Below are 25616 nucleotides of genomic sequence, written 5' to 3'. Positions count from 1 at the left end.
GGGACAATATTGACTAATAAGGACATTTTTTTGACATAATGCGACAATTTTTAAAAAAATGTTATAAAGTACCGACTGATTTGGGTGACATGAACGGCGGTAGGTGCTGTTTAAACCGGATAAACGGGGAGGGAGTGTGCAGATTCTCATTAGAGCTTCTAACCTAAGGGGGTTCGATAAGTTAATGAAATCCCTTGGCGGGGATCCAATCGCGTTATTGGCTAAGTACCATCTCCCGATTGAGGCAAAACGGGATGATAATGACTATCTTATCTTTCGCAATATGATTGGTTTGCTGGAAGAAACCGCCCAGTCAATTCATTGCCCTGACTTTGGTTTGCAGCTCGCCGCTTACCAAGGGATGGATATTCTGGGGCCAATCTCAGTGATCGCCCGTAGCTCGGCTACCGTGGGTGATGCCATCAACAACATTGCCAATTATTTACACCTGCACTGTTCGGCGTTAAAAGTGCAATATTCCATTGAACTGAATAAGACTCCACGTACCATCAAACTGGAGTACAGCATTCAGGGGCGTGGTCTTGATTATTCTGTTCAGGCCTTTGAGCTTGGGCTTGCAAATTCTGTACAAGTGATAAAGCTACTTTGCGGTGGCACCTTTACGCCAATTTCTACTCACTTTATGCACGCGCAGTCGGGTAAGGTCGAAATATATCAGCAAATTTTCGGTGGCAAAGTGAAGTTCAATCAACAGTGGACTGGATTTGAATTGCCGCTTTCAACTTTTTCCAGGCCATTAAGCAGTGTCGATGAGCCAACCCGTAAACTGGCAAAGCTCTACCTAGACTCGCAGTATATATCCCTTGAGCACTCAACAGCGGAGGAGGTGAGTCGACTTATTCGGCGCTTACTGCCAACGGGGCAATGCAGCAGCAATACTATTGCCTCCCATCTCTCGATTCATAAACGCACGCTGCAGCGGCGACTCGCCGAGGAGAATACTTCCTACGAGCAGTTACTCTTAGCTGAACGTCAGGAAATGGTGCGCTTCTATCTGCAGGACCCTAACTTTAAACTCAGTCAAATTAGCGGCCTATTGGGCTATTCTGAGCAATCGGCCTTTAACCGTGCCTGCAAAGACTGGTTTGCAATGACGCCAAGGGCCTATCGGCAACAGCTAAAAGCTTAGTTTAAAGCGAGGTGCTCAGATTTATCTGAACCTAAGGTCAGGATAAGCCTGAGCAATACCAAGCTTTAGGGATACAAAACGCTAGAGGCTCAGCAACATAGGGATTTCACAGGCGTCGTGGCCTGTGTTGCCAAGTGGTGCGGCGAGGTGACTAAAACCCAGTTTCTCATAGAGTTTTAGAGCCTCAGTCAGTACGGCTGTAGTCTCTAAATAACACTGCTGATAACCCGCCCCGCGGGCAAAATCGAAACAAGTGAGGGCTAAGCGTGTTGCGAGTCCCTTACCACGGGCTTCTGGTAAAAAGTACATTTTTTGCAGCTCACAAACCCCGTCATTATCGGCGAGCGGGGCAATACCGGCGCCGCCGACAACTTTGCCTTCGCACTCAATTACCCAGTATTTGGCACCAGCTTGAGAGTAGACGTCACTTAGACAATCTAAGGTTGGATCAGCAACGCTATAGCCCTTATCCGCTGTTAGGCCGTATTCGGCGGACACATCACGAATCACTTGCGCGATGGCCGCATCATCTTCTTGGGTTGCTTGACGTATTTGATAACTACTTTGCAATTTCGCCTGTTGAATGGCTTGGTTGTATAGCATGAGCGCCTGTTCGATTTGTTGAGTTTGTTCTTGGGTCAATTGCGCCAAAATGTCTTTAAAAAGCGTATTTTGCTGCACGTCCAATTTTGCCAGCAGCTTTTTGCCCGCAGGGGTGATTTGCACGACGAGACAACGGTGATCCCTTGCGTGCATTTGACTATGGGCGAGATTCTTATCGACTAAGTGCTTGATGGCGCGACTGGCATTGGATTTATCAATGCTCAGCTTGGCGGCCAGTTCCTTAATGGTTAAAGCTTGGGTGCCAATTTCAAAGAGAGCATGGGCTTGAACTGGGGTGAGGGGTAAATCCCCATAGGCCGCGTTGAGCATGCCAAGGCTTCTCACTATATAGCGAGAAAGCTGCCTAAGCTGACTCGAAGAGGGTAAATCCTGTGTCATAGATAAGGGCTTGTACCTGTGTGAGTATCTGTCGGTACCAAACGATGACTCAGCTTAAGTGAGTGTCTGGCAAGAGGTTTTAGTTGTAAGCAACAACTAAATTAGCGAGCTTTGATGGGCTTTGCAATCATCAATTCGCTGTCACGGGTACAGTTCTGGGTTTAACAATGGCGCCATCGCGAGGATGATCGCCTGGGTGTAGTTACTCTGCCGCGTCGCATGGCCATGGGTGAGTAGGCCAATCGCACCGCCCTTTTGTTTGATATTGACCGTATTGAAGAGTTTATCCATCACATGACCTAACTCTTCGCCCGCTTCGAGTGCGCGGTAAACTTGAATTGGCAGAGGGAGTAAGGCTCCGCGGCCAATGGCAAGTTGTTTCTTGTGGGCGATGGCGATGTAGGCAAAGGTCGCGGGGCCAAATTCGAGGTAATCCACACCGCCTTCCATTGCAAAGTAAAAATCAGCTTCCTGTTGCTGTTGGCAGTATTTCACCCGATTAACTGCACCGTCGCGGGTCTCTTTGTCTGTCATAGGTTGGGCGCGTACGCCTGAGGGGGCATCCATCCCTTGAACTAGGATTTTATGGTCTGGGAACAGCTGTTCCATGGCGCTTTTGGCGGCATTCACTTTGACGGGGTTCTTGGAGCCCACGATGATATTGATAATATTTTGTTGCATATAAGTCATTTATTTTTTAGCTAGATATGGACGCTAATTAAAATCATTGATTAAATGGTCGGAGGTGTCAGCGCCTGGGCCTTCTATTTTGCCATAGTCGCCATTTATTCCCATAGACAGCGTACGAAAGGGGATACGAAATAGCCAGCGCTGGGATCAGGATGTGACATTCCACCATTGTGCCTCAGTCTGTTCTGCAGGACGACAATAAAGCGATGTCTTTGAAGGAACACAAACCAAGAGATAATAATAATGAAATTCAACAAACTTGTCCTTGCTATGGGCATGGCCTGCGGCGTGATGCTGGCTGGCTGTAACGATAGTGAAGATAGCACCTCAATCGACGCAACTAATGAACTGCAAACCTTTGCGCCTAATGGTCTGTTAAAGGCGAATATCAGACGTACCACCTACGGTGTGCCACATATCCAAGCCGATAACCTTGAGAGCTTAGCTTTTGGTAGTGGCTATGCCCAAGCGCAGGATAACCTGTGTGTGCTCGCTGATGGCTTTGTTAAAGCTAACTCTGAGCGTTCAATGTATTTTGGGCCACACGCCTCGATTGATTTCACCACGGGAATGCCAACCGCTGAAGATAACGGCAACTTAATTTCTGACTTTGCCTACAAAGCGTTAAAAATCCGCGAAAAGGCAGAAGAGAAATGGCCACAGCTTAGCGAAAATTCACGTGCTCTCGTCCAAGGTTTTACCGCGGGTTATAACCAATATCTCGCGGATGTCGCTGCGGGTAAAGAAACCGCAGAACCTTTCTGTGGCGGCCAACCTTGGGTTAAAGCCATTGAGCCAGAGGATGTGGTGACTTACCTGTTCTCTATCGCCCTGTTACCGGGTGCGGCAAACTTCCTCGATTTAATTTTCTATGCTAACCCAGGTGACGCGCAGGAATATTTACCGCGTATCGTGGGACCAGCACCAAGCTCAGCGCAAACCGCCTTTATCGCCGATATGCAGTCAAAACTGATTGCACGCGCTGGCCGAATTACAACCCCTGAGACTAACCCACGCGGTATGGGCTCTAACGGTTGGGGTTTAGGTAAGGATAAGACCGAGAACGGTAAGGGGATGGTGTTAGGTAACCCGCACTTCCCGCACACCGGTAACCTGCGTTTCTGGCAGTCTCACATTACGATTCCAGGTCAACTGGATATGATGGGTGGCTCATTAGTTGGTATGCCGGGTTTAGTGAACATCGGTTTTAACAAAGACTTAGCCTGGACCCATACATTCTCAACCGCTGAGCATTTCGTGATGTATAACCTCGAAATGGTTTCCGGTGACAGAATGCAGTACTTGTTCGATGGCCAGCCGATGCCAATCACTAAGGAAACCGTGTCTATCCTCGTTAACGGCGGTCCTGCGGGCATGCTGGTGGCCGAGAAGGACATATACACTACGCCAAAGGGACCTATGGTTGAAGCACCACCGTCCTTAGCCCCATTTGGTTGGGATGACGGCGGCGCCTTTATGATCCAAGACGCCAACATGGCCAACACCGACGTACTCGACCATTGGTTGGCGATGAACCGTGCAACCAATAAAGCTGAGTTCCAACAAGCCTTTAAAGACTTTGATGGCGTGATCTTCAACAACACCATGTACGCCGATAAAGAGGGTAATACCTTCTATATCGACGACTCAACGGTACCTGGATTATCCGATGCAGCGGTTGTAGTGTTAAGAACATCACCCGATGTTAAAGCGGCAAGAGCGCAGGCGGGCTTTACCATTCTGCCGGGTAACACCTCACTGTTTAGCTTCGACGGCCCAACGCCATACGAGCGTGCTCCAAAGCTTGAGCGTACTGACTTTGTTCAGAACTCTAACGATTCGTTCTGGATGACTAACCCTAACGAGCCTTTGACTTACGTTTCGCCAATGTATGGTCCAGAGGGGAATCAATTAAGCCTGCGTACCCGCATGGGCTTAACCCTGATGGAAGATGCGGCGGGAAGTGACGGCAAGTTTAGCTTAGAAGAGTTAGAGGCTGCGGTACTGTCTAATCGTAGCTATCTGGCTGAGTTAGTTGGTGATGAACTGATTGCTCAGTGTGAGGCTCAAGGTGCTACGCCTGTGGTTGTTTCTGAAACCTTATCTAAGGATGTCAGTGCAGCTTGTGCGGCGCTGAAGGCGTGGAATGGTCAGCAGGATAACGACAGTGTTGGCGGTGCTCTGTGGCGTGAGTTTGCCCATCAGTTCAGCCAAAGCAGTATGTTAACTGTTGGTTTTGATAAGACTAAACCTACCTCAACGCCTAATACCTTAGCGACTGACGGTAGTGCGCTAGTGGCCTTGGCTCGTGCCGCGCTTAACTTAGAAGCGGCAGGTTTTGCCGTAAATGCGCCTTTAGGTGATGTGCAGTTTGTAGAGAAATCTCTACCCGACGGTACTGCTAGTGGCGTGCGTTTACCTTGGCCTGGCACCCACAATGCTGAGGGTGGATTTAACGTGTTCTCTACCAGTTTATCGGGTGATGACACACTCATTCCACAGCACAAATACGCGCCAGTAATGGACGTCGTATCGGGCAAAGCATTGGCCTCTGGTTTAACTCAACAAGGTTATCAAATCCGTTACGGTTCTAGCTGGATGATGGCGGTAAGCTTTACCGATGAGGGTCCTGAAGCGCGCGGTATTTTAACTTACTCACAGTCGAGCAATATTTTGTCGCCATCCTTCACGGATCAAAGCAACCTCTACTCTAGCAGCAAGAGCTTCCGCCCACTGCTGTTTAAAGAGGACGATATTGCTCCAGCGGTGGTTTCAACGACTGAGCTCAGCTTACAAAAGTAGGTCTGCAGTAGTTGGCTTAAGCTTAAGTTGAATAACAAAAATGGCTCACCTAGGTGAGCCATTTTTTATGGATGTCATTTGATGCATACAGGGGTTATTTTGCCGCGGGTTTTTCTTCGTACATCAGGTAGTAACTTTGTTCCATCCCCAACGCCTGATAGGTTTGCTGAGCAGGCAGGTTTTCCTGCTCGACATATAAACGAAAGCTCGCCGCACCACCATTAGCCGCCGCTAAGGCTTTAACCTCAGCATAGAGTTTGCTGTAGATCCCCTGACGACGGTTTTGCGGGCGAATATACACGCTCTGGATCCAGTAATAATCCTTAGCACGCCAATCGCTCCACTCAAAGGTCACCATCAGTGAGCCTAGGATTTCTCCCCCTTGTTCGGCGACCAGATAAAACCCCTTATCTGGGTGATTCAGCAGGGTGTTCACCCCTTTCACTAAAGTGGTTTCGTCTAGGGCTAAGCCTTCGGTTTCGAGTGCCATCGCCTGATTAAATTGCACCAAGGCGTTAAGATCTTGCACTTTTGCTTTACGGATCAACATGTATCTGCTCCTAGGCGGTTAGGTCTCTTACCGCTCTTAATTCTTGGGATATATGGGCTGGAATAAATGGGCGGCACACTTTAACACGGAATAGGGGAGGGGGACGAGGGGCTGTACTTGGCAAGCGATGAAAGATTTTTATACGACTAAAGTCTAATCTGCTAGGCTTGAAATAAGGTCGATTGGAACAACGGGAGTGAGTGATTATGGGATTCGTAAAATCAACTCGTCGCTATAAACCCCAATTTTCACATGTCTATGATACCCAGCAGGAACAGCAGATTAATCACAGTTTGCACTTTGTCCTTACCTTGCTGACCTTTGGCCTATGGGGCATTATCTGGTGGCGATTGATTTTGAAATCCCAGGGCGGTAATGAGTCCCTCTTCAGTGGTTTTGACGATGACTATTGGAGTTATCTTATCGAGCGGGAGCAACCCCCCGCATCATTGTATCCACAGCGTTTTGCACCTTCCGCCGACTCTGTCTATTTTGATGCCTAACTACTAATGCCGAAGGTGTTCAGAGAAGCCGTTGGTCTCAACGTGATACAGATCATCCATGGTATTTTGTGCCCTATGTTAGACTCTGCGGCCGCATCGTAAAAACGGGCAAAATCTGTACGCTAGGGATAGACCAAACACCTAATCATTCCTCTTACTCAAGGTTATAAACATGTCAAAACAACGCTCATCGGCGCTGGGCCGAGCTTGGTCTGCTTGGATGTCAGTACCGTTATGGCTGCAAATTTTTGTTGGTATGGTGCTCGGCATTGTGGCAGGCGTCAGCTTAGGTGAGCAGGCAGTATTGCTAAAACCCATTGGCACACTGTTTGTGAATACCATCAAGATGCTTATTGTGCCTTTGGTTTTCTGCTCGCTGATTGTGGGTGTTACCTCGATGGAAGACACCGCTAAGATGGGGCGAATAGGCTTCAAGTCCTTCGGTTTCTACCTTTGCACGACCGCGATTGCGATCAGTTTGGGCTTAGGCGTGGGTTACATCATCCAACCTGGTGCCGGCGTGCCGCTAATGCAGCATGAAGAAGTAGTGCAAACCGCTAAGGAAGCCCCCTCGGTTATGCAAACCTTGATTGATATCGTGCCCACTAATCCCGTTGCTGCATTAGCCAGCGGTCAAATCCTGCAAGTGATTGTATTTGCTGTGGCGCTTGGGATTGCTCTGGTACTGATAGGCGACCATGGAAAACCTGCCGTTAAAGTGTTTGAGAGTCTCGCTGAAGCCATGTACAAGCTCACCGACATGGTGATGAAGCTAGCCCCTTATGGCGTGTTTGGCCTGATGGCATGGGTTGCAGGCGCCTATGGTATCGATATGCTCTGGCCGCTGATTAAAGTCATTATCGCCGTGTACTTAGGCTGTGCTTTGCATATTTTAGGTTTCTACAGCTTAGTGCTGAGCCTGTTTGCAAAGCTTAATCCGCTGCAGTTTTTCAAAGGCATCAGCAATGCGATGGCGGTGGCATTTACCACTTCAAGTTCGGCGGGCACCTTACCTGCGAGCATGAAATGCGCCAGCGAATACCTTGGGGTGAATAAGAAGATTTCAAGCTTCGTGCTACCACTGGGTACTACCATCAATATGGATGGCACTGCACTTTACCAAGGCGTAACGGCACTGTTTGTGGCCCAAGCCTTTGGCATCGACTTAACCTGGGTCGATTACCTCACCATTATTTTAACGGCAACTCTTGCCTCTATTGGTACCGCTGGTGTGCCGGGGGCGGGTTTAGTGATGCTGACTTTAGTGCTTTCAACTGTGGGCTTACCCCTTGAGGGCGTAGCACTGATTGCGGGTATCGACCGTATTTTGGATATGGCGCGCACGGTCGTGAATGTCTCTGGTGACTTAGTGGCTACCACTGTGATTGCCAAATCGGAGGATGAACTTGATGAGGATCATTACAACGCCGATATGGAGCAGAGCATGGTGATTGCCCAGCAAAATGCGGAGTCTGATATGGAAACAAAGCCGCTCTAAACGATTGCACAGTGATAGCATCGAAAAGGAGGTTAGGCCTCCTTTTTTGCCCTTATACGCGCTAGAGATAAAAGGGGCTCCACAAATGGATTTTTTTGGGGCGTCAACCTAAGCAACTGTCTCTTATGGCATCTTTGCCGTGCTAGGGCTAAAATTAGCCACTAAGCCGCAATCTCAAGCCGCTGTAATGCAGGTAAATTCGATGGGACTTAAATTAACCAATACCGAGATATACCGCGACGAGTTGTTGGCATATTTGGAACCTACGATGAACCGCATGATGCTAATCGGCGCTTTCGGGGCTTTTATTTCCTTTATCAATACCTTAATTATCCGACCCGATGCATGGGTTCATGTGTTCTTTACTTCAGCCACCTTCTTTTTGTTGATCAGTCTCTTTCTGCTGCGCCGCAGGGTTTCAGCTGATATGAAAATTAGTACTGTAACCGCATTTTTAACCCTGTACAGTTCGGTTTTGCTATTAACCGATAACGAGCTAGCGGGCATATTACTGGTCTTTCTCAATGCTGTGATTATCGTATTTCTTCAAAAGCCAAAATCACAATGGCTACTGCTCAGTTTGACCACAGTGGTGGTTATTGTCAGTTTTTTCCGAAGCGCAGCGGGTGACATTTCTGCGCTGAGTAACTATGCCTACAGCCTAGCCATTTACCTAGTTCTGATCAGTATTATGCCTATTGCCTTTCGGGCGATTTATTTTTTCCTCTACAACAAGCTAGAACTACTGCAACTAAAGCTAAAGGAAGAAGAACAAACTACAGAGTTGTTGCAGCAAAAAACTGACGAAATTGAACTGTTGGCTTACTTTGACAGGCTGACTGGGCTGTATAACAGATACCGGCTGTCTCACCTTATCAATCAGCAGTTGAGTCAGCGCCATTGCAAAGCCTTGGTCTTTATTGATATCAAAAACTTTAGAAAAATTAATTCGCTCTATGGACTGAAACATGCAGATGCCATTCTGAGCAATATCGCTGGTTTAATCCAAAAACAAGTGCAGTTGGGGTTAATCGGCTACTTAGGCGCCAATACCTTTGTGGTGTCAACGCAAAAAAAAGTTAGCCAAAACGAATATTTGCAGAAGGTAAAGGCCTTACAAGCGGATATCAACCAAGCGGCAAATCTGGCTCTGAATCTTGAACTCTATAGTCTCTGCCTACTCCCCGAAGATGATGCCTTGAAGGCAGAAGATTATTATAAGTTGGCAGAGGATCATCTGGCGGCAATGAAAGCTCAGGGCATTACCTCTAAGTACGTCGATGAAGCGGAAAAACAAGCGCTGCAAGCCGACGCAGAGCGTAAACAATTTATCCTCGAATCTATCAACAACCACAGCTACGAAATTCACTATCAGGAAAAATATAATGTCGTCACAAAGCAGGTTGTGGGTATTGAAGCCCTAGCCAGACTGCAGCGCGACGGTCAATTTATCAGCCCTGGGATTTTTATTCCTATAGTCGAAGCCGATGAACATATTATCAGCTTCGGTTACCTGATCCTTGAGTTGGTGTGCCGCCAGTTTAATCAAATTACCGACTTATACGGCCCGATTCCAGTTTCGGTTAATCTGTCGCCGAAACAACTGGCTGATAAAGATATTGTCAGCAATATTCGGGCGACGTTGGCCCACTATCAGATCGATCCAAGCCGGCTGGAACTGGAGATAACCGAGAACGAACTGATAGGCAATTTCACTGAGTTTAATCAGGTGATTACAGAGCTGAAGCATCTAGGGATTAAATTCTCCATCGATGATTTTGGCACTGGCTACTCCTCGCTTGGTTATCTGTCTGTGCTACCGGCCGATGTATTGAAAATAGACAAATCCTTTATTGATACCATTCATACTGATACCAAACAGCAGGCCATAGTGCGCGCCATATTGGATATAGCCGGTATTTCAGGAATGGAAATCGTGGCCGAGGGCGTAGAAACCACAGACCAACTGGATGCATTGCAGCAACTGGGGGTTGATGTGATTCAGGGGTATTTGTATTCGAGGCCTCAGCCTCTGGACAAAGTGGATACTCAAACTCAGGCGAAACTAAGCTCGGATGGGGCAGCATCAGCCTAAACCCGGTAAAAATACAAAGGAGACTAGGTCTCCTTTGCTATACACATTTACTTAAAAAGTGGATGCATTAATGGTATTAACACGTCATGTGTGATCTTTAACCGCCCAAGGGCGGATTTTTACGAATGGATAAGCGGTGTCGTTGTTTCGACTACCTACAACTTGAGTTTACTGAGTAGTAGCACGGTTTTGCCATCTTCACTTAAGAGGCTTAAACGGCCGCCATCGAGTTTGGCTTTTGTGACTTGAGGAAGCGCCTGCATCACTTTATTTTCTTGCATCATAAGCGCATTGACACAGGCTCGTCGGGAGGTGCCGGCTGTCGTTAGCGTCAGTTGTTCGCCCTGCTGTTGGTATTGACCAAATATCTGGTTGCAGCTGTTATTGCCTGCGAGTTTGCCATCGGCGGCGAAGGTCAGTTGTGCTGGGCTGTAATCGATAGTGGCTTGGCCGAGGACCATTTCGATATGCCAGCTGCCCTCTAGGGGAACAGGTTCATTTGCTATGTTGGCAGAAGATTGGCAGGCAGTCAGTCCAAAAAGAAGTGCACCTAACATGAATGTTTGCTTTAACATTGTCTTGGTTCCTTTTATCTATTCATGGCCACAGTGTACAAGTTTAGTCTGAGATCAAAAGAGGGTTGTATGTCGGACGCTATAAAAAGCACGATGAACTTGCTTAAGTTTTTACATTGGTTAGGTTTTTTGATGCTTGGTTGCGGTGCTGTGTTGTTTTTGTTGACGGACTTGAGTTTGAAGGTGTCTGGGATGTTGGTCATTTCAAGCCTAATAGGGCTCGGATTGGTTTTGATGTCGCCCTATCCCGTAGTGCTTTTTATCCAGTGGGCCAAAAAACAGGATGAAAGGACTAAGCCCTAATTTAAGCCTGATTTCATCCTGTCTCAGTTGTCGTGCATCATGTTGCTTATTGATGAGGATTAGAGCTCTGCAGAATTGGCCGCGGGATTATCATGCTGCGCTGAATCTATACCCAGGGTTGGTTGCTCTGGTTCATCGGTAACGGGATTCATGGAGCGCAATTTACCACGTGCCTCATCCATCATCGGCGCTAATTTGGCACTCGATTCTGGGGTGAAAAAACTGTAGCTGGTATCGAGCTTAAAGTCCTGATGTTGCTCAATCTGTTTTTCAACCCGTTTGATGATATGCAATATATCCCTTTCATTATCGACAAAGGCCAATACCACGAATTGGGTTGTACTGTAATGGGCCGCAACATCGGCGGTGCGAATGGTATCTTGGACAATATTACCTAATAACCTGTGGTGTTTTTCTTCTGGTGCCCCTTTATTGCCATAGGAAGATTCGATGAGCTCAAAAAAGATAATCCCCGCATGTGCACCGAAGCGTCGGCCGAGGTTAAGTTGCCTTGGTGCCATCATCATAAAACCATAACGATTGAGCATGCCGGTATCTTGGTCGCGCATCGATAGGGATTCCATTCGATGGTTCTGACATAGCAGCGACAAATCCTGTTGTAGCAAAATTTGGAAGGGCTCCATCATGGCGCTATTGCCCATACTTTCAGTCATGCGCGGATTGAGTACACACAGCGAGCCAAATTGAGTGCCATCGGGCCAGGTAATCGGGCGTGATAAGATATGTTGAATGCCGTCAAAATCCCGAGGTAATTCATCGAGCATAAAGCTGCCTAGATTGAGAAAATCGCCTTCGCTGGGTGAATTTTTCATTTTTTGAAACAGCGGAAAATCTTCGGGGTAGAAAGTACCCGAAGTGAATAGAGGCTTTTCGCTGACAGAGCTGACAATAATCTCAAAGCCTGATTGAGTTAATTGCAGCACAAAGGCACAGGTAGCGCTGTAATAGCTTTTGATCAATTCGCATTGGTGCATCCAGCGGCCTAAGTTGATTTGCTGGTGGTCACTATCGAGCAGACTGACATTGGGGTTTATTGTCTCAGGCAGCATGGATGAACCTTACTATTCAATAAGATGGGTTAAGTTTAGGAAAATAACAGGTTTTTTTGCAAATCGACAAGCTAAAAAATCAACAATTCATCTGCCGTATAGCTCAAGACTTAGCAGACTGGGGTATACTGCGGGCAATCATCGCTGTTAATAGCCCTTCAATGTACCGAGAATGCCAGTGAACACACGTTTAGCTACCCTTACAGATGTCGATGTTTTAGCCGTATTAGAAAAGCAATATCTGAATGATGAACTGAGTTCGACGGGCGGTAATCTTGAGGGACAATCTTTTAGTCGGGCCGAATTGATTGAATTGGTAAACCAGCACTGGATTATGTTGGCCGAGGACAAAGGCCAAATCATTGGCTATGTGATAGCGGGGCGCTGGTCATTCTTCGAGGCTTGGCCGATTTATCGCAACTTGCTTAATCGCTTGAGTAAAATTGGCGCAGGTGCCAGCGACGAGTTTCGCAGTTTAACTAAACAGAATAGTTGCCAATACGGACCTATTTGGGTGAATAGTCAATATCGCGGTCAAGGTGTATTTGAGGCGCTGGTTAAGGCTTTAAGCCATGAGATCCGTGCCCATTTTCGCTATATGGTGACCTTTATTGCCGAGGAGAATGAACGCTCCTTTGCCGCCCATACCCGTAAAGCCTCAATGCAAGTGCTCGATTATTTTAGCTTTAGTGGCCGGGATTATTACTTAATGGCGGCGCTTACCGAGTGATTTTTGTTAAACCGAATTACTTTGGTTAAACCGCGTGACTGTGGCTAAACCGAATGCTTTGCGCCTAAGCAATCTGAATTTAAGGGGCAGGAATGAGTAATATGGCTGATATTGCAGAAGAAATAGATAAGACGGTAACTCAGCTGTTAGTAAAGTACGCAGAAGTTAATTTATCCGCCTGGGATAATCTGAGGGTGCTGTTATCTGAACTTGCTTTAAATGGATTTCAAGCCGAAGGATTTGAGGTGAGCTTCACTGAGGCGAAACCTCACTACTGGTTAACCTGTGCTGGAGTTTGGCTCGATTGCGGCAGAACCAATGCCTATTTGGCTCAAATCGAATTGCTGAATGACTCGCAGGTGAGACTGGCTCAAGGGATGAAACAACAGGAATGCGCGCTGTTATCGGACGAGCAAATTACGCTGTTGTGTATGCAGAATAGCCATTTTGATCATTGCTAGAACGAACTGAGTTGCACTGATAATACTTGCGTCAAATTAAAGACATAAAAAAACCGCTCATTAGCGGTTTTTTTATGTCTGAATCACTTATCAAATCAATAAATCATGAATGACAGTGATTAGAAACCCGCGTCGGCACGCAGTGCATCAGCTTTATCAGTCGCTTCCCATGGGAATTCGCTGCGGCCGAAATGACCGTAGGCAGCGGTAGCCTGATAAATTGGGCGAGCTAGGTTCAACATTTCAGTCAGGCCGTATGGGCGCAGGTCGAAGTGTTGACGTACTAACTTGATTAAGACTTCTTCAGAGACTTTGCCTGTACCGAAGGTCTCAACGCTGATAGACGTCGGTTCAGCAACACCGATGGCGTAAGATACTTGGATCTCACAACGGTCAGCTAGGCCTGCTGCAACAATGTTTTTAGCGACATAACGGGCAGCATAGGCCGCACTACGGTCTACTTTAGATGGGTCTTTACCAGAGAAAGCACCACCGCCGTGACGCGCCATACCACCGTAGGTATCAACGATGATCTTACGACCCGTTAAACCACAGTCACCCATTGGACCACCGATAACAAAACGGCCAGTTGGGTTGATGAAGTATTTAGTGTCCTTGTTCAGCCATTGTGCTGGCAGAACAGGCTTGATGATGGTTTCCATCACGCCTTCGATCAAATCGTCTTGTGCGATGTCAGGGCTGTGCTGGGTAGACAGAACGATCGCATCGATGCCCACAATCTTGTTGTCTTCGTAAGCAAAGGTGACTTGGCTTTTCGCGTCAGGGCGTAGCCATGGCAGAGTGCCGTCTTTACGGACTTCTGATTGGCGTTTCACTAATGCGTGGGCATAGGTGATAGGCGCTGGCATCAGAATGTCAGTTTCGTTGCTGGCATAACCAAACATTAAACCTTGGTCGCCTGCGCCTTGCTCTTTTGGATCGGCACGGTCAACACCTTGGTTGATGTCTGGAGATTGTTTACCAATCGCGTTTAATACTGCACAAGAATCGGCGTCAAAGCCCATATCTGAATGGACGTAACCAATTTCGCGGACAGTTTTACGGGTCAGCTCTTCAATATCAACCCAGGCAGAGGTAGTGACTTCACCACCAACTAATACCATACCGGTTTTGACATAGGTTTCACACGCCACGCGTGCTTTAGGATCTTGAGCCAGAATCGCATCTAGCACAGCATCAGAAATCTGATCTGCAATCTTATCGGGATGACCTTCTGAGACCGACTCAGAAGTAAACAAGTGCTTTGCCATAGTAGGAAAATCTCGTCGTTAAAAAACAAACGTGTAGAAGCATCTACATCTAGACGGCTATTTTAGTGGAAATTCACTTCGATGACACCCCCTAATCTAAATATTTGTGTCTAAAGTGAGGCGTCGCCCAAATTCTGCCTTAAATGCATTAGTCGATTTTTTATCCTAACTAAATGAAAAAACGGCAGTATGTTTATGCTGGAATTATCACCGTTCTCATTATTAGTATTTTGGGGAGGATAACGTCGATAGATTTTTTATACTTGGGAGGGTTTGTTGCTGGGTTAAAAATGAATATCTTTATTTGAGTTATTGTATTACAAATGAGTGGTGCGGTGTTGGCTTAAGGGAAAATCTTCCACCAGTTAGCAGCCGCTATCCGTCATACTTTGGCTATTTGAATGCAATTTTCGTTTGCGTCAGCCCGTTATGTAAGGGAAAATATGCGTCCAAATTGCCCGCTAGACCTCACAAATTAAGCAGGAGAGAGCATGTCTTCCCGTAAAGTACTCGCCAACGCGATCCGTGCGTTAAGTATGGATGCAGTTCAAAAAGCAAACTCAGGTCACCCAGGCGCCCCAATGGGCATGGCAGACATTGCTGAAGTGCTGTGGAACGATTTCCTAAAGCACAACCCGAACAATCCAAAATGGGTCGATAGAGATCGTTTCATCCTATCTAACGGCCATGGCTCTATGCTGATCTACTCTCTGCTGCACCTAAGCGGTTACGATCTGCCAATTGATGAGCTAAAGCAATTCCGTCAATTACACTCTAAAACCCCAGGCCACCCAGAATACGGTTACACCCCAGGTGTTGAAACCACAACTGGTCCATTAGGCGCGGGTATCAGCAACGCTGTCGGTATGGCGATTGCAGAAAAAACCTTAGCTGCCCAGTTTAACCGTGAAGGTCACGATATCGTTGACCATTACACCTACTGCTTCCTCGGCGATGGCTGTTTAATGGAAGGTATCTCCCACGAGGCCTGTTCATTAGCGGGTACCTTAGGTTTAGGTAAGCTGATTGCATTCTGGGATGACAACGGTATTTCAATCGACGGTCACGTAGAAGGCTGGTTCACCGACGATACGCCAAAACGTTTCGAATCTTACGGCTGGCACGTGATTGCTGGCGTAGATGGTCACGATAGCGATGCTATCCGCGCGGCTATCGAAGCCGCTAAAGCGGTTACCGACAAACCAACCATGATTTGCTGCAAAACCATCATCGGTTTTGGTTCGCCAAACAAATCAGGCAGCCACGATTGCCACGGCGCGCCATTAGGTGATGCTGAAATTGCTGCGGCTCGCGAATTCCTCGGCTGGCCACATGCGCCATTCGAAATCCCTGCAGACGTATACGCGGGTTGGGATGCAAAAGATACGGGCGCGTCACGTGAAGCTGCATGGAACGACAAGTTCGCCGCTTACGCTGCTGCTTACCCAGAATTAGCCGCTGAATTTGATCGCCGCGTAATCAAGGGTGAATTACCTGCTGATTTCGAAGCTAAAGCTCAAGCATTCATCCAAGAATGCCAAACTAAAGGCGAAGGCATTGCGAGCCGTAAAGCGTCACAAAACGCGATTGCAGCCTTCGGTGCTATTCTGCCAGAACTGTTAGGCGGCAGCGCTGACTTAGCGGGTTCTAACCTGACCCTGTGGTCTGGCTCTAAAGGTATTCAAGAGGATCCTGCCGGTAACTACGTCTACTACGGTGTGCGCGAATTCGGTATGAGCGGCATCATGAACGGTGTGTCTCTGCACGGCGGTTTTATCAACTACGGCGCGACTTTCATGATGTTTATGGAATACGCTCGTAACGCGGTACGTATGTCTGCGCTGATGGGCATCCAAAACATCTTCGTTTACACACACGACTCTATCGGTCAAGGCGAAGACGGCCCAACTCACCAACCTGTTGAGCAATTAGCTAACCTGCGTATGACCCCAAGAATGGCGGTATGGCGTCCATGTGACGCGGCAGAAACTGCTGTGGCTTGGAAAGCAGCTATCGAGCGTCGTGATGCGCCAACCTCGTTAATCTTTAGCCGTCAAAACCTGAAGGCTCAAGCGCGCACGGCTTCGCAATTAGCCGACGTTGCAAAAGGTGCTTACGTACTACAAGATTGCGCTGGCACACCAGATTACATCCTGATTGCTACCGGTAGCGAAGTGCAGTTAGCAATGGATTCTGCCGCAGCACTGACTGCAGAGGGCAAAAACGTACGTGTGGTGTCTATGCCTTCAAACACTGAGTTTGATAAGCAAGATGCAGCTTACAAAGAATCGGTACTGCCAAAAGCGGTCACTAAGCGTGTTGCTATCGAAGCGGCTCACACTGACTTCTGGTACAAGTACGTTGGTTTTGAAGGCGCAGTTGTTGGTATGACCACCTTCGGTGAGTCTGCGCCTGGCAATGTGCTGTTCAAACACTTCGGTTTCACCGTTGAAAACGTAGTGAACACGGCTAAAGCCTTAGATTAATTGCCCGAGCTTAAGATTACCGACAAAAGGTTAAACTTTTGAAAGGTTAATCTGTATAATGCGGCCTGCAATCGTTTGCAGGCCGTTTTTGTACCTACAGCATTATTAAATGAAGCCTAAGAGGAAATAGAAACCTCAATGATCCGAGTCGCAATCAATGGTTATGGCCGCATTGGCCGCTCAATTCTGCGTGCGTTATATGAATCGGGAAAACGCCAGCAAATTCAGATTGTCGCGATTAATGAATTGGCTAAACCCGATGCCATAGTCCATTTGACTCAATACGATACTACCCACGGTCGTTTCCTGCATAAGGTCAGTCTTCAAGACGACTTAATGTTGATTGGCGATGATGCCATCAAACTCCTACACCAAGCCGATGCAGCAAAATTACCTTGGCATGAGATGGATATCGATATCGTCTATGAGGCCACAGGCGTGTTAACCGACCGCCAAAGCTGCGAAGCCCATATCCACGCTGGCGCTAAGCAAGTGCTGATTAGTCACCCCTCATCGGCGGATGTCGATGGCACTATCGTCTATGGCGTGAACCACGATTTACTGCGCGCCGACCACACTGTGGTGTCTAATGCCTCCTGCACCACTAACTGTATTGTGCCCGTCATCGATGTGCTCGATGAGCATTTTGGGGTCAAGAGTGGTGCTATCACCACCATTCATTCGGCGATGAACGATCAACAAGTGATCGATGCTTACCATGACGATCTGCGTCGTACCCGCGCCGCGGGTCAGTCGATTATTCCCGTCGATACTAAGCTTGCCCGTGGTATTGAGCGCATTCTGCCAAAGATGAAAGATAAGTTTGAAGCCATCTCAGTGCGGGTGCCGACGATCAATGTCACAGCAATCGATCTTTCTGTCACCCTAGCGAAATCCGTGGATATTGTGACCGTCAATCAAGTGTTAGAATTGGCGGCAAGCGGACGATTCCATGGCATCTTGGGCTATACTGATGAGCCGTTAGTCTCGTGCGATTTTAACCATGATCCCCGCTCCAGTATCGTCGATGGAACCCAGACTCGCGTGAGTGCAGGGCACTTAGTGAAGCTATTACTCTGGTGTGATAACGAATGGGGCTTTGCCAACCGCATGTTGGATACCAGCTTGGCAATGATTGCAGCTAAACAGCGCTAACTAAATTTTCTTGCCAATGGGTGAGTGAAGATTTGTGAATTCGAATGGACGTCGAAAGCCTAGAGAATCATCACCACCGATTGATCTGTAACAGTTTGTTTTTAAATCTAAAAGGAAGAGTTACCATGGCAATTATCAATATGTCAGATTTGGATCTTACTGGTAAGCGCGTGCTTATCCGTGAAGATCTTAATGTGCCAGTCAGCAACGGCGTTGTGACCAGCGATGCCCGTCTACGTGCCTCTCTACCAACCATCGAGTTAGCTCTTGCCAAAGGCGCGGCGGTGATGGTGATGTCCCACTTAGGTCGTCCGACCGAAGGCGAATTCAACGCCGAATTTTCAATGCAACCTGTGGTCGATTACTTGGCTAAGGCTTTGTCTTGCCCAGTACGTTTAGCGACTGATTACTTAGACGGTGTTGAAGTGGCGGTAGGTGAAGTCGTTGTATTTGAAAACGTTCGCTTTAACAAAGGCGAGAAGAAAAACGACGAAGCCCTTTCTAAGAAAATGGCGGCACTGTGCGACGTGTACGTGATGGATGCCTTTGGCACCGCGCACCGCGCCGAAGCCTCGACCAATGGTGTTGGCTTATTCGCCCCTATCGCCTGTGCGGGCCCTCTGCTTGCGCAAGAATTAGATGCCTTAGGTAAGGCGTTAGACAATCCAGCGCGCCCATTAGTGGCTATCGTGGGTGGCTCTAAAGTATCGACAAAGATCACCGTATTAGAAAGCTTATCTGGCATCGTTGACCAATTAGTTGTGGGTGGCGGTATTGCTAATACTTTCATCGCAGCGGCTGGCCACAATGTGGGTAAGTCACTATATGAGGCTGATTTAATTGATGAAGCAAAACGCTTAGTGGCTAACGCTCAGAGCCGTGGTGGCGATATTCCAGTGCCTACCGATGTGGTCGTTGCGGGCGAATTTAGCCCAACGGCAGCGGCAACCCTAAAGCCTGTGAACGCGGTGGGTGATAGCGATATGATCTTCGATATCGGCCCAGACAGCGCTGAAGCCCTTGCGAAAATCATCGAAGCTGCGGGTACTATTGTATGGAATGGCCCAGTAGGCGTGTTCGAATTCGACCAATTCGGTGAAGGCACTAAGCGTATTGCTCAGGCGATTGCGGACTCTAAGGCCTTCTCTATCGCAGGCGGTGGTGACACCTTAGCCGCAGTAGATAAGTACAATATCGCCGATAAAGTTTCTTATATTTCTACCGGCGGCGGCGCCTTCCTCGAGTTCCTCGAAGGCAAAGAACTGCCTGCAGTAGCAATGCTGAAAACCCGTGGTGCCTAAGTCACCACATAGCGGCACTTAAGCTATAGTGGCAGTTAAGTTTTAGAAGAACTTAAGTGTTAGCGGAGCTTAAGTGCCGCAATTAAAAAAATTATAAATAAACCGCTCATTCGCTTAAGTTTATTTAAACTGACTCAAGTGTTTAAGCATAAGAATCGATCCAAACGATAGCGACCTCGGTGACTAAGCGTTTAAGAATGTGATAGTCACCCTATTATTGGAGTTAAAAATGGCGTTAATTTCCCTACGACAACTGCTAGACCACGCGGCAGAGCATGGCTATGGTGTTCCAGCGTTCAACGTAAACAACCTCGAACAAATGCGTGCCATCATGCAAGCAGCAGAAGCGACAGACAGTCCTGTTATCGTTCAAGCTTCAGCCGGTGCTCGTAAATATGCCCGTCCTCAGTTCTTAAAATACCTGATGACTGCAGCCCTTGAGCAGTACCCAGATATTCCGGTCTGTATTCACCAAGACCACGGTACCGATCCTGATATCTGTCAGCGTTCTATCCAATTAGGTATGTCATCTGTGATGATGGACGGCTCGTTAATGGCCGACGGTAAGACACCTGCGTCTTACGAGTACAACGTTGACGTAACCCGCCGTACCGTAGCCTTTGCCCACGCCTGTGGTGTGTCTGTAGAAGGTGAAATCGGTTGTTTAGGCAGCTTAGAAACCGGCACCGCCGGTGAAGAAGACGGCGTTGGCGCAGAAGGCATTTTAAGCCACGATCAACTGCTGACTAGCCCAGAGGAAGCAGCTCGTTTTGTTGCCGATACCCATGTTGATGCTTTAGCTATCGCCATCGGTACCAGCCATGGTGCATACAAGTTCAGCCGTAAACCAACGGGTGATGTACTGCGTATCGACCGTATCAAAGAAATCCATGCCCGTATTCCTAACACTCACTTAGTAATGCACGGTTCTTCTTCTGTGCCTCAAGAATGGTTACAGATCATTAACCAATACGGTGGTCAAATCCCTGAGACCTACGGCGTACCATTAGAAGAAATCGTTGAAGGTATCAAACACGGTGTGCGTAAAGTGAACATCGATACCGACCTGCGTTTAGCCTCTACCGGTGCAGTACGTAAATACTTGGCTGAACACCCAAGCGAGTTCGATCCTCGTAAATTCTTAAAAGCGTCAATGGATGCGATGGCGGACATCTGTACCGTTCGTTACGAAGCCTTCGGTTGTGCCGGTCAAGCCTCTAAGATCAAGCCATTGTCTCTGCAAGCGATGTACAAGGCTTATCAATCGGGTGCATTAGATCCTAAGATCAACCTGTAATCGCTTAACTTTTATACCCTTAGCATCGCCTAAGGCATAAAAATTAACGCCCCTCAGTGACGCCATTTTTTGGTTAACTTAGGGGCTTTTTTTTGGATGCTTTTTGTCCAATTTTCAATCTGTTGCTCTAGCTGTTACTATTGCCAGGCTTTTTAAGGGGATACACAAAAAAGGAACGGATAAACATGAAGAAAGTATTGACCGCAGCGATATTAATGACTGCACCATTAATGGCCAATGCGGGTGCCGATTTTGTAAAAGGCGACAAGACCTTCGCAGGTGAAGCCGAGTTAGGGGCAACCTTAACAACAGGTAATACTGATACCTCGTCCTACAAGGGACGCCTCAATCTTAAACACGAATTAGGCAATTGGGAAAACCAATACCTGTTTGAAGGACTCTACAAAGAAGATACCGATGAAGTGACCGCTAAGCGTTATTTTATCGGCGCTCAAGGTAACTATAAGCTCAATGATAAGAGCTACTTATTTGCTAACACCAACTTTGAAGCCGACCCTTTTACTGGTTATGACTACACTGTCTCTGCCGCGGCGGGTTATGGTCACCGACTCTATGATACTCGCACCGCATTCCTAGATGTGGAAATCGGTCCCGGTTATCTGTACCAACGACTCGATGAAGAGCAAGCATTACTCGAAGGTTATAGTTCTGAATCCAGTATGGTTGCCCACGGCGTAGTGAACTTCGAGACTGAAATTTCTGACACTTCTAAGTTTCAACAACGTTTTGTGGCCGATTACGGTGAAAAGTTAGATGCCCGCTCTGAAACGGCACTCACTGCCAATATTATCGGCGCGCTTGCGATGAAGTTCGCGATTATCGTGCGTTATAACAGCGAACCGCTGGATAACAAGAAGAGTACCGATACTGAGACCAACATGACGTTGCTGTATTCTTTCTAAGTCACTAGCGAATCTAATTGAAATCAATAAAAAAGCACCGAAAGGTGCTTTTTTATTGGACGTTTATGAACTAATTTTTTAGGAAACGACAGTGATGCTTTATTAGTAAACGCTGTCGTTAACAAGAATTAATCATTTTTACTCCCTTGGGGGAGAGTTGAGCAACTAAAAGTTTGCGTTTTATCAACATTTACTGATGTATAGCTGTGGTAATTTTCGATCTAATTTCCTTCGAGAGATGAAACTTTGATGAGATTACAGCGGTGGTTTAAAGACAGTGGAATGACGCTGTTTAGCGCTTTATGTGTTGCAACTTTGAGTGGATTTTCACCTACAGCTTGGGCAATGACTGAGGGAGCGGAAGGACTTAATTTAACGACAGCCTCTGTGGGTTATATTGCCGTGGGGGTATTCATCATTGCCTATTTACTGGTGATGGCTGAAGAGGTGCTGCATTTACGTAAATCAAAACCTGTGTTGGTCGCTGCGGGATTAATTTGGGGAATGATAGGCTTTGTTTATACCCAAAACGGCATGTCTGAGGTGGCTGAAGCCGCTTTTAAACATAACCTGTTAGAGTATGCTGAACTGCTCCTGTTTTTGCTTGTTGCTATGACTTACATCAACGCCATGGAAGAGCGAAATCTTTTCGATGCTATTCGTGGCTGGTTAGTCGGGCGGGGATTTAGTTTAAGAACCGTATTTTGGTTAACGGGATTCATGGCGTTTTTTATCTCGCCCGTCGCCGATAACTTAACGACGGCCTTGTTGATGTGTGCTGTCGTGATGAAGGTTGGGGCTGGGCAACGTAAATTTATCACTTTAGCTTGTATCAATATTGTGGTGGCCGCTAATGCAGGGGGCGCATTTAGTCCCTTTGGCGATATCACTACTTTGATGGTGTGGCAGAAGGGACTAGTGCACTTTGGCGATTTCTTCCATCTGTTTATTCCTGCGCTGATTAACTTTGTCCTACCTGCAGCCATCATGAGTATTTTCATTCCCAGTTTTGTGCCTGAGCCGGAAAAGGAACAGATATATACCAAAACCGGCGCCAAGCGGATTGTCGCGCTGTTTTTAATGACTATTGCTACCGCCGTGTGCGCGCATTCGTTCCTTGGGATGCCACCAGTACTCGGGATGATGACAGGCCTAGGTTTCCTGCAATTTTTCGGTTTTTACCTGCGTAAAACCTTTGAGCGTTCGCTTGAACGTGAACGTGCTAAGGCAGAGCTGCGTCAAGATTTACATCGTTTAAAAGAGCTTGGCAGTGTGGTGCCCTTCGACGTGTTTAACCGTATCTCCCGTGCAGAATGGGATACGCTACTGTTTTTCTATGGCGTAGTGTTATGTGTGGGCGGATTAGGCTTTATGGGGTATCTGAGTCTTGTTTCTGAGGCCATGTATTCCCACTGGGATGCCACCTATGCCAACGTTGCAATCGGGGTGTTATCTTCAATCATTGATAATATTCCGGTGATGTTCGCAGTGTTGACGATGAACCCGGATATGGCTCTTGGTCAATGGTTACTGGTGACCTTAACCGCAGGTGTTGGGGGCAGTTTACTATCAATTGGCAGCGCTGCAGGGGTGGCACTGATGGGGCAAGCTCGGGGAATTTATACCTTTGGCGCCCATTTACGTTGGTCACCTGTTATTGCTTTGGGTTATGTCGTGAGTATTTGGGTTCATATGTGGCTCAATTCTGCAATGTTCTAAAAACAACTGAAACAGTTTGTATCTATCACTTTTTTTAGCATTAAATGTTTTGTTGATTGCAATCACAGATTATTTCACTACTCCTGTTAGAGGGGGTGAGATCACAGTGATTTTTTAGCGCAAAATGTATACTCAGCCCTCGTAAGAAAGTGAAGGGGCCGAGATGCAGATTGGTACTTGTTGGTTTAATGCACAGGAACAAGTGCTTGTAGATGCAAGCTCAGGGAGCAGCTGGTTATTAAGTGAAGATGAGTTCAACATTCTGACTTTGTTAAGTAAACAAAGTGGGAAGGTTGTGTCTCGTCTCGAATTGCAGCAGGTGATTGCTCCAAAAGTTAAGCCATCAAAAGCCGATGAACGGCTTAATACTTGTATCCAACGGTTGCGTTCTTTCCTTGGCAGAGAAGCTACACATCTGCTTGTGAATGTTGCCGATCAAGGATTTATACTCCACGCGATACCTCGAAACCAAGCTAAACAAGCGCTTTATCTTTCTAAGCGGACGATTTCCACTAAGCAGTTTTTTTTCATCATTGCGCTTGCAGTAAGCCTAGTGTTTTGGATGGGGTCACGGATTTCCCATCCGACGGTGATTGCTCCCGATTACGCTAAACAACTGCCGATGCAGGATGGTACTTTATCTGAAATTCAGTTTTATACTGGTCAGCGTAAGGACCACGCTATGCGTCCGCTGGTCAATCACTTTTTAACACAGATTTCTTCCTGTTCTGTTTTCCCGTGGCAATCCATTGCGGCAACGATTTCCGAGGATCGTCGATTAGTCAGCTTAGTGCTCAAAAATCAAGATGCTAATGGATTGCGATTTGAGACTATAAAAATGATGTCGGAAGATTTTAATGCCGATGTTATCGATGAGTTTTGGTTAAAAATGGTGGGGATCTGTGCTTAATCGAATCAATTCAACGCTATTTGGTCGTGGGCTGCAATTATGGCATCTGGTTGTGTTAATGGTGCTTTTATTCAGTCTGTTTGTTGTATTCAAGGCTAATGCTGTGAACAATAAGCATATTGCTTTGACCTGTGATGCTAGGTTATATAAATCGCCGTTCAATGTTAACGCTGCGCACTTTAGCCAATCCCTGAAACTCGACGTTGAGATCAAGGATAAGAGGGTGAAATTGAATTATCGCTATCGCATCGATGATCATGACTTGGCAGCCATTATTTATAATGGAACAGTCTCGACATTAGAGGCAGGTACTATGACCTACAAATTGGATTTAGACCAAGCCAATTTGAAAATGGATTTACTTGAAGATGAAGTGCCAGAACCTATCCGTGATGAAATCAAACAGGCCCGTGTATCACTCTTAGAGTTGGGTGAAATGAGTTACGATCTGCAGATTGTGGAAATGGATAGGATCAATGACTTTACTTTGATCAAGTTTTATCCAAGCGGAAACCTCTGGGCTTGCTCTGGTCGATAATTTGGCTTGAATAGAAACTATTTTTAATGAAAACGGCCTCTAATTAGAGGCCGTTTTGCGTAGGTACAACTAGGGTGCGATAGGGACTAAATTAAATTCGCTGTTGGCCTTGGCGCCATAAATTAACATCGAGACTTTAACTGTGGATGCTGCACCACTTGGATCCTGTGCCTGCCAGTTCAAACCCGGAATATCGAATTGATACTGGCCATTTCCCAATTCGGTTAAGGTGCCGGTACATTCGCCTTCAGTCTGGCAGCGATAGGTTTGGGTAACATGCCAACGCTTCCAAGCCTTAGGGTTCGAAGATTTTTTATCAGCAAAACCAAAGAAATAAGCATCATAATATTGAGCACCAATAATGGGTTTTTGTTCGCCGTCATTAAGGGTGAAGAGCAAGCTCTGACTATCGGCGCGATATTCATCCACGGTGAGATTAATTTGTTCTGCGTCATCGACATTGATAGTGCTAATGACAGGTTGCTCAGGAGTCGTGGGTTTATCTTCGATAGTCTCGCTATCGCTGCCACAGCCCGATAAAAACAGTGCGGCTAAGGCAGCTTTGAGCAATGGATAGTTCATCATAC

Annotated in this window: 23 protein-coding genes; 16 read left to right on the top strand and 7 right to left on the bottom strand. The window is 47.0% G+C overall.

The genetic code is table 11. From position 1 onward, the window contains the following. The first annotated feature begins 136 nt into the window (after positions 1-136). Positions 137-1150: an AraC family transcriptional regulator gene (locus tag K0H61_RS14210; protein WP_220050125.1), complete on the top strand. Its 1014-nt coding sequence runs from the start codon at positions 137-139 to the stop codon at positions 1148-1150. 81 nt (positions 1151-1231) lie between these two features. Here K0H61_RS14210 and K0H61_RS14205 read toward each other — a convergent pair whose 3' ends face one another. Together K0H61_RS14205 and yjjX are read right to left on the bottom strand one after the other, a co-directional pair. Beyond that, positions 1232-2152 (bottom strand): bifunctional helix-turn-helix transcriptional regulator/GNAT family N-acetyltransferase, encoded by a 921-nt coding sequence (locus K0H61_RS14205; RefSeq protein ID WP_220050123.1) that lies wholly within the window; start codon positions 2150-2152, stop codon positions 1232-1234. A gap of 141 nt (positions 2153-2293) precedes the next feature. Continuing rightward, entirely contained in the window at positions 2294-2833 is a 540-nt protein-coding gene (gene yjjX / locus K0H61_RS14200; RefSeq protein ID WP_220050121.1) for an inosine/xanthosine triphosphatase, read from the bottom strand. Positions 2834-3085: 252 nt separating this feature from the next. Here yjjX and K0H61_RS14195 point away from each other — a divergent pair, with 252 nt between their 5' ends. After that, a complete protein-coding gene (locus K0H61_RS14195; protein ID WP_220050119.1) occupies positions 3086-5644 on the top strand; it encodes an acylase in 2559 nt (852 codons plus the stop codon). 94 nt (positions 5645-5738) lie between these two features. On the opposite strand, the gene K0H61_RS14190 is transcribed toward K0H61_RS14195, so the two are convergent. After that, positions 5739-6194 carry a GNAT family N-acetyltransferase gene (locus K0H61_RS14190; RefSeq protein ID WP_220050117.1) on the bottom strand — a complete coding sequence of 152 codons (456 nt, stop codon included), beginning with the start codon at positions 6192-6194 and terminating at the stop codon, positions 5739-5741. A 206-nt stretch (positions 6195-6400) separates the two neighbouring features. On the opposite strand from K0H61_RS14190, the gene K0H61_RS14185 reads away from it, so the two are divergent. The 3 genes from K0H61_RS14185 (at position 6401) to K0H61_RS14175 (ending at position 10290) form a co-directional block, all read left to right on the top strand. After that, entirely contained in the window at positions 6401-6697 is a 297-nt protein-coding gene (locus K0H61_RS14185; protein WP_220050116.1) for a hypothetical protein, read from the top strand. A gap of 172 nt (positions 6698-6869) precedes the next feature. Next, a complete protein-coding gene (locus K0H61_RS14180; protein ID WP_220050114.1) occupies positions 6870-8195 on the top strand; it encodes a dicarboxylate/amino acid:cation symporter in 1326 nt (441 codons plus the stop codon). 202 nt (positions 8196-8397) lie between these two features. After that, entirely contained in the window at positions 8398-10290 is a 1893-nt protein-coding gene (locus tag K0H61_RS14175) for a putative bifunctional diguanylate cyclase/phosphodiesterase (protein WP_220050113.1), read from the top strand. A 155-nt stretch (positions 10291-10445) separates the two neighbouring features. Here the strand turns inward: K0H61_RS14175 and K0H61_RS14170 are convergent, their stop codons facing one another. Continuing rightward, entirely contained in the window at positions 10446-10865 is a 420-nt protein-coding gene (locus K0H61_RS14170) for an META domain-containing protein (protein WP_220050111.1), read from the bottom strand. Between the two features lie 69 nt (positions 10866-10934). On the opposite strand from K0H61_RS14170, the gene K0H61_RS17845 reads away from it, so the two are divergent. Then, entirely contained in the window at positions 10935-11168 is a 234-nt protein-coding gene (locus tag K0H61_RS17845; RefSeq protein WP_258405953.1) for a hypothetical protein, read from the top strand. Between the two features lie 59 nt (positions 11169-11227). Here K0H61_RS17845 and K0H61_RS14165 read toward each other — a convergent pair whose 3' ends face one another. Beyond that, on the bottom strand, positions 11228-12238 hold the full coding sequence (locus K0H61_RS14165) for a GGDEF domain-containing protein (protein ID WP_220050109.1): 1011 nt from the start codon (positions 12236-12238) through the stop codon (positions 11228-11230). A gap of 172 nt (positions 12239-12410) precedes the next feature. Here K0H61_RS14165 and K0H61_RS14160 point away from each other — a divergent pair, with 172 nt between their 5' ends. Continuing rightward, positions 12411-12968, top strand: coding sequence for a GNAT family N-acetyltransferase (locus K0H61_RS14160; protein ID WP_220050107.1), 558 nt, complete (start codon positions 12411-12413; stop codon positions 12966-12968). A gap of 92 nt (positions 12969-13060) precedes the next feature. Then, complete coding sequence (locus tag K0H61_RS14155; RefSeq protein ID WP_258405952.1) at positions 13061-13429, top strand: hypothetical protein; 369 nt, start codon at positions 13061-13063, stop codon at positions 13427-13429. A gap of 119 nt (positions 13430-13548) precedes the next feature. On the opposite strand, the gene metK is transcribed toward K0H61_RS14155, so the two are convergent. Then, positions 13549-14700: a methionine adenosyltransferase gene (gene metK / locus K0H61_RS14150; RefSeq protein ID WP_220050105.1), complete on the bottom strand. Its 1152-nt coding sequence runs from the start codon at positions 14698-14700 to the stop codon at positions 13549-13551. A 491-nt stretch (positions 14701-15191) separates the two neighbouring features. Between metK and tkt the strand changes: the two genes are divergently transcribed. From tkt to K0H61_RS14110, 8 genes are all read left to right on the top strand, one after another. Further along, on the top strand, positions 15192-17186 hold the full coding sequence (gene tkt, locus K0H61_RS14145) for a transketolase (RefSeq protein ID WP_220050103.1): 1995 nt from the start codon (positions 15192-15194) through the stop codon (positions 17184-17186). A gap of 138 nt (positions 17187-17324) precedes the next feature. Beyond that, positions 17325-18341 (top strand): erythrose-4-phosphate dehydrogenase, encoded by a 1017-nt coding sequence (gene epd, locus K0H61_RS14140; protein WP_220050102.1) that lies wholly within the window; start codon positions 17325-17327, stop codon positions 18339-18341. A 125-nt stretch (positions 18342-18466) separates the two neighbouring features. Further along, on the top strand, positions 18467-19642 hold the full coding sequence (locus tag K0H61_RS14135; protein ID WP_220050100.1) for a phosphoglycerate kinase: 1176 nt from the start codon (positions 18467-18469) through the stop codon (positions 19640-19642). 229 nt (positions 19643-19871) lie between these two features. After that, positions 19872-20939, top strand: a complete 1068-nt coding sequence (gene fba / locus K0H61_RS14130) for a class II fructose-bisphosphate aldolase (protein WP_220050098.1) — start codon at positions 19872-19874, stop codon at positions 20937-20939. A gap of 185 nt (positions 20940-21124) precedes the next feature. Continuing rightward, positions 21125-21862, top strand: coding sequence for a DUF481 domain-containing protein (locus tag K0H61_RS14125; protein WP_220050096.1), 738 nt, complete (start codon positions 21125-21127; stop codon positions 21860-21862). A 249-nt stretch (positions 21863-22111) separates the two neighbouring features. Then, entirely contained in the window at positions 22112-23581 is a 1470-nt protein-coding gene (nhaD, locus tag K0H61_RS14120) for a sodium:proton antiporter NhaD (RefSeq protein ID WP_220050094.1), read from the top strand. 163 nt (positions 23582-23744) lie between these two features. After that, positions 23745-24491, top strand: a complete 747-nt coding sequence (locus K0H61_RS14115; protein WP_220050092.1) for a winged helix-turn-helix domain-containing protein — start codon at positions 23745-23747, stop codon at positions 24489-24491. Next, entirely contained in the window at positions 24484-25029 is a 546-nt protein-coding gene (locus K0H61_RS14110) for a hypothetical protein (RefSeq protein WP_220050090.1), read from the top strand. The genes K0H61_RS14115 and K0H61_RS14110 overlap by 8 nt, the downstream gene beginning before the upstream one ends. Before the next feature lie 69 nt (positions 25030-25098). Here the strand turns inward: K0H61_RS14110 and K0H61_RS14105 are convergent, their stop codons facing one another. Continuing rightward, positions 25099-25614 carry a hypothetical protein gene (locus K0H61_RS14105; RefSeq protein WP_258405951.1) on the bottom strand — a complete coding sequence of 172 codons (516 nt, stop codon included), beginning with the start codon at positions 25612-25614 and terminating at the stop codon, positions 25099-25101. Positions 25615-25616 lie beyond the last annotated feature (2 nt).

The sequence above is a fragment of the Shewanella acanthi genome, assembly GCF_019457475.1.
GTDB classification, from domain to species: domain Bacteria; phylum Pseudomonadota; class Gammaproteobacteria; order Enterobacterales; family Shewanellaceae; genus Shewanella; species Shewanella acanthi.
Note: the sequence above shows the minus strand (reverse complement) of the source record. Positions and strands in the feature narration are given on the sequence as shown.

Coding starts and splice junctions, on each gene's coding strand:
- nhaD (WP_220050094.1), top strand. CDS start 22,112: ATGAGATTACAGCGGTGGTTTAAAGACAGTGGAATGACGCTGTTTAGC.
- K0H61_RS14125 (WP_220050096.1), top strand. CDS start 21,125: ATGAAGAAAGTATTGACCGCAGCGATATTAATGACTGCACCATTAATG.
- K0H61_RS14165 (WP_220050109.1), bottom strand. CDS start 12,238: ATGCTGCCTGAGACAATAAACCCCAATGTCAGTCTGCTCGATAGTGAC.
- K0H61_RS14160 (WP_220050107.1), top strand. CDS start 12,411: ATGCCAGTGAACACACGTTTAGCTACCCTTACAGATGTCGATGTTTTA.
- fba (WP_220050098.1), top strand. CDS start 19,872: ATGGCGTTAATTTCCCTACGACAACTGCTAGACCACGCGGCAGAGCAT.
- K0H61_RS14205 (WP_220050123.1), bottom strand. CDS start 2,152: ATGACACAGGATTTACCCTCTTCGAGTCAGCTTAGGCAGCTTTCTCGC.
- metK (WP_220050105.1), bottom strand. CDS start 14,700: ATGGCAAAGCACTTGTTTACTTCTGAGTCGGTCTCAGAAGGTCATCCC.
- yjjX (WP_220050121.1), bottom strand. CDS start 2,833: ATGCAACAAAATATTATCAATATCATCGTGGGCTCCAAGAACCCCGTC.
- K0H61_RS14105 (WP_258405951.1), bottom strand. CDS start 25,614: ATGATGAACTATCCATTGCTCAAAGCTGCCTTAGCCGCACTGTTTTTA.
- K0H61_RS14190 (WP_220050117.1), bottom strand. CDS start 6,194: ATGTTGATCCGTAAAGCAAAAGTGCAAGATCTTAACGCCTTGGTGCAA.
- K0H61_RS14135 (WP_220050100.1), top strand. CDS start 18,467: ATGGCAATTATCAATATGTCAGATTTGGATCTTACTGGTAAGCGCGTG.
- K0H61_RS14115 (WP_220050092.1), top strand. CDS start 23,745: ATGCAGATTGGTACTTGTTGGTTTAATGCACAGGAACAAGTGCTTGTA.
- K0H61_RS14170 (WP_220050111.1), bottom strand. CDS start 10,865: ATGTTAAAGCAAACATTCATGTTAGGTGCACTTCTTTTTGGACTGACT.
- K0H61_RS17845 (WP_258405953.1), top strand. CDS start 10,935: ATGTCGGACGCTATAAAAAGCACGATGAACTTGCTTAAGTTTTTACAT.
- K0H61_RS14195 (WP_220050119.1), top strand. CDS start 3,086: ATGAAATTCAACAAACTTGTCCTTGCTATGGGCATGGCCTGCGGCGTG.
- epd (WP_220050102.1), top strand. CDS start 17,325: ATGATCCGAGTCGCAATCAATGGTTATGGCCGCATTGGCCGCTCAATT.
- K0H61_RS14155 (WP_258405952.1), top strand. CDS start 13,061: ATGAGTAATATGGCTGATATTGCAGAAGAAATAGATAAGACGGTAACT.
- K0H61_RS14180 (WP_220050114.1), top strand. CDS start 6,870: ATGTCAAAACAACGCTCATCGGCGCTGGGCCGAGCTTGGTCTGCTTGG.
- K0H61_RS14185 (WP_220050116.1), top strand. CDS start 6,401: ATGGGATTCGTAAAATCAACTCGTCGCTATAAACCCCAATTTTCACAT.
- K0H61_RS14175 (WP_220050113.1), top strand. CDS start 8,398: ATGGGACTTAAATTAACCAATACCGAGATATACCGCGACGAGTTGTTG.
- tkt (WP_220050103.1), top strand. CDS start 15,192: ATGTCTTCCCGTAAAGTACTCGCCAACGCGATCCGTGCGTTAAGTATG.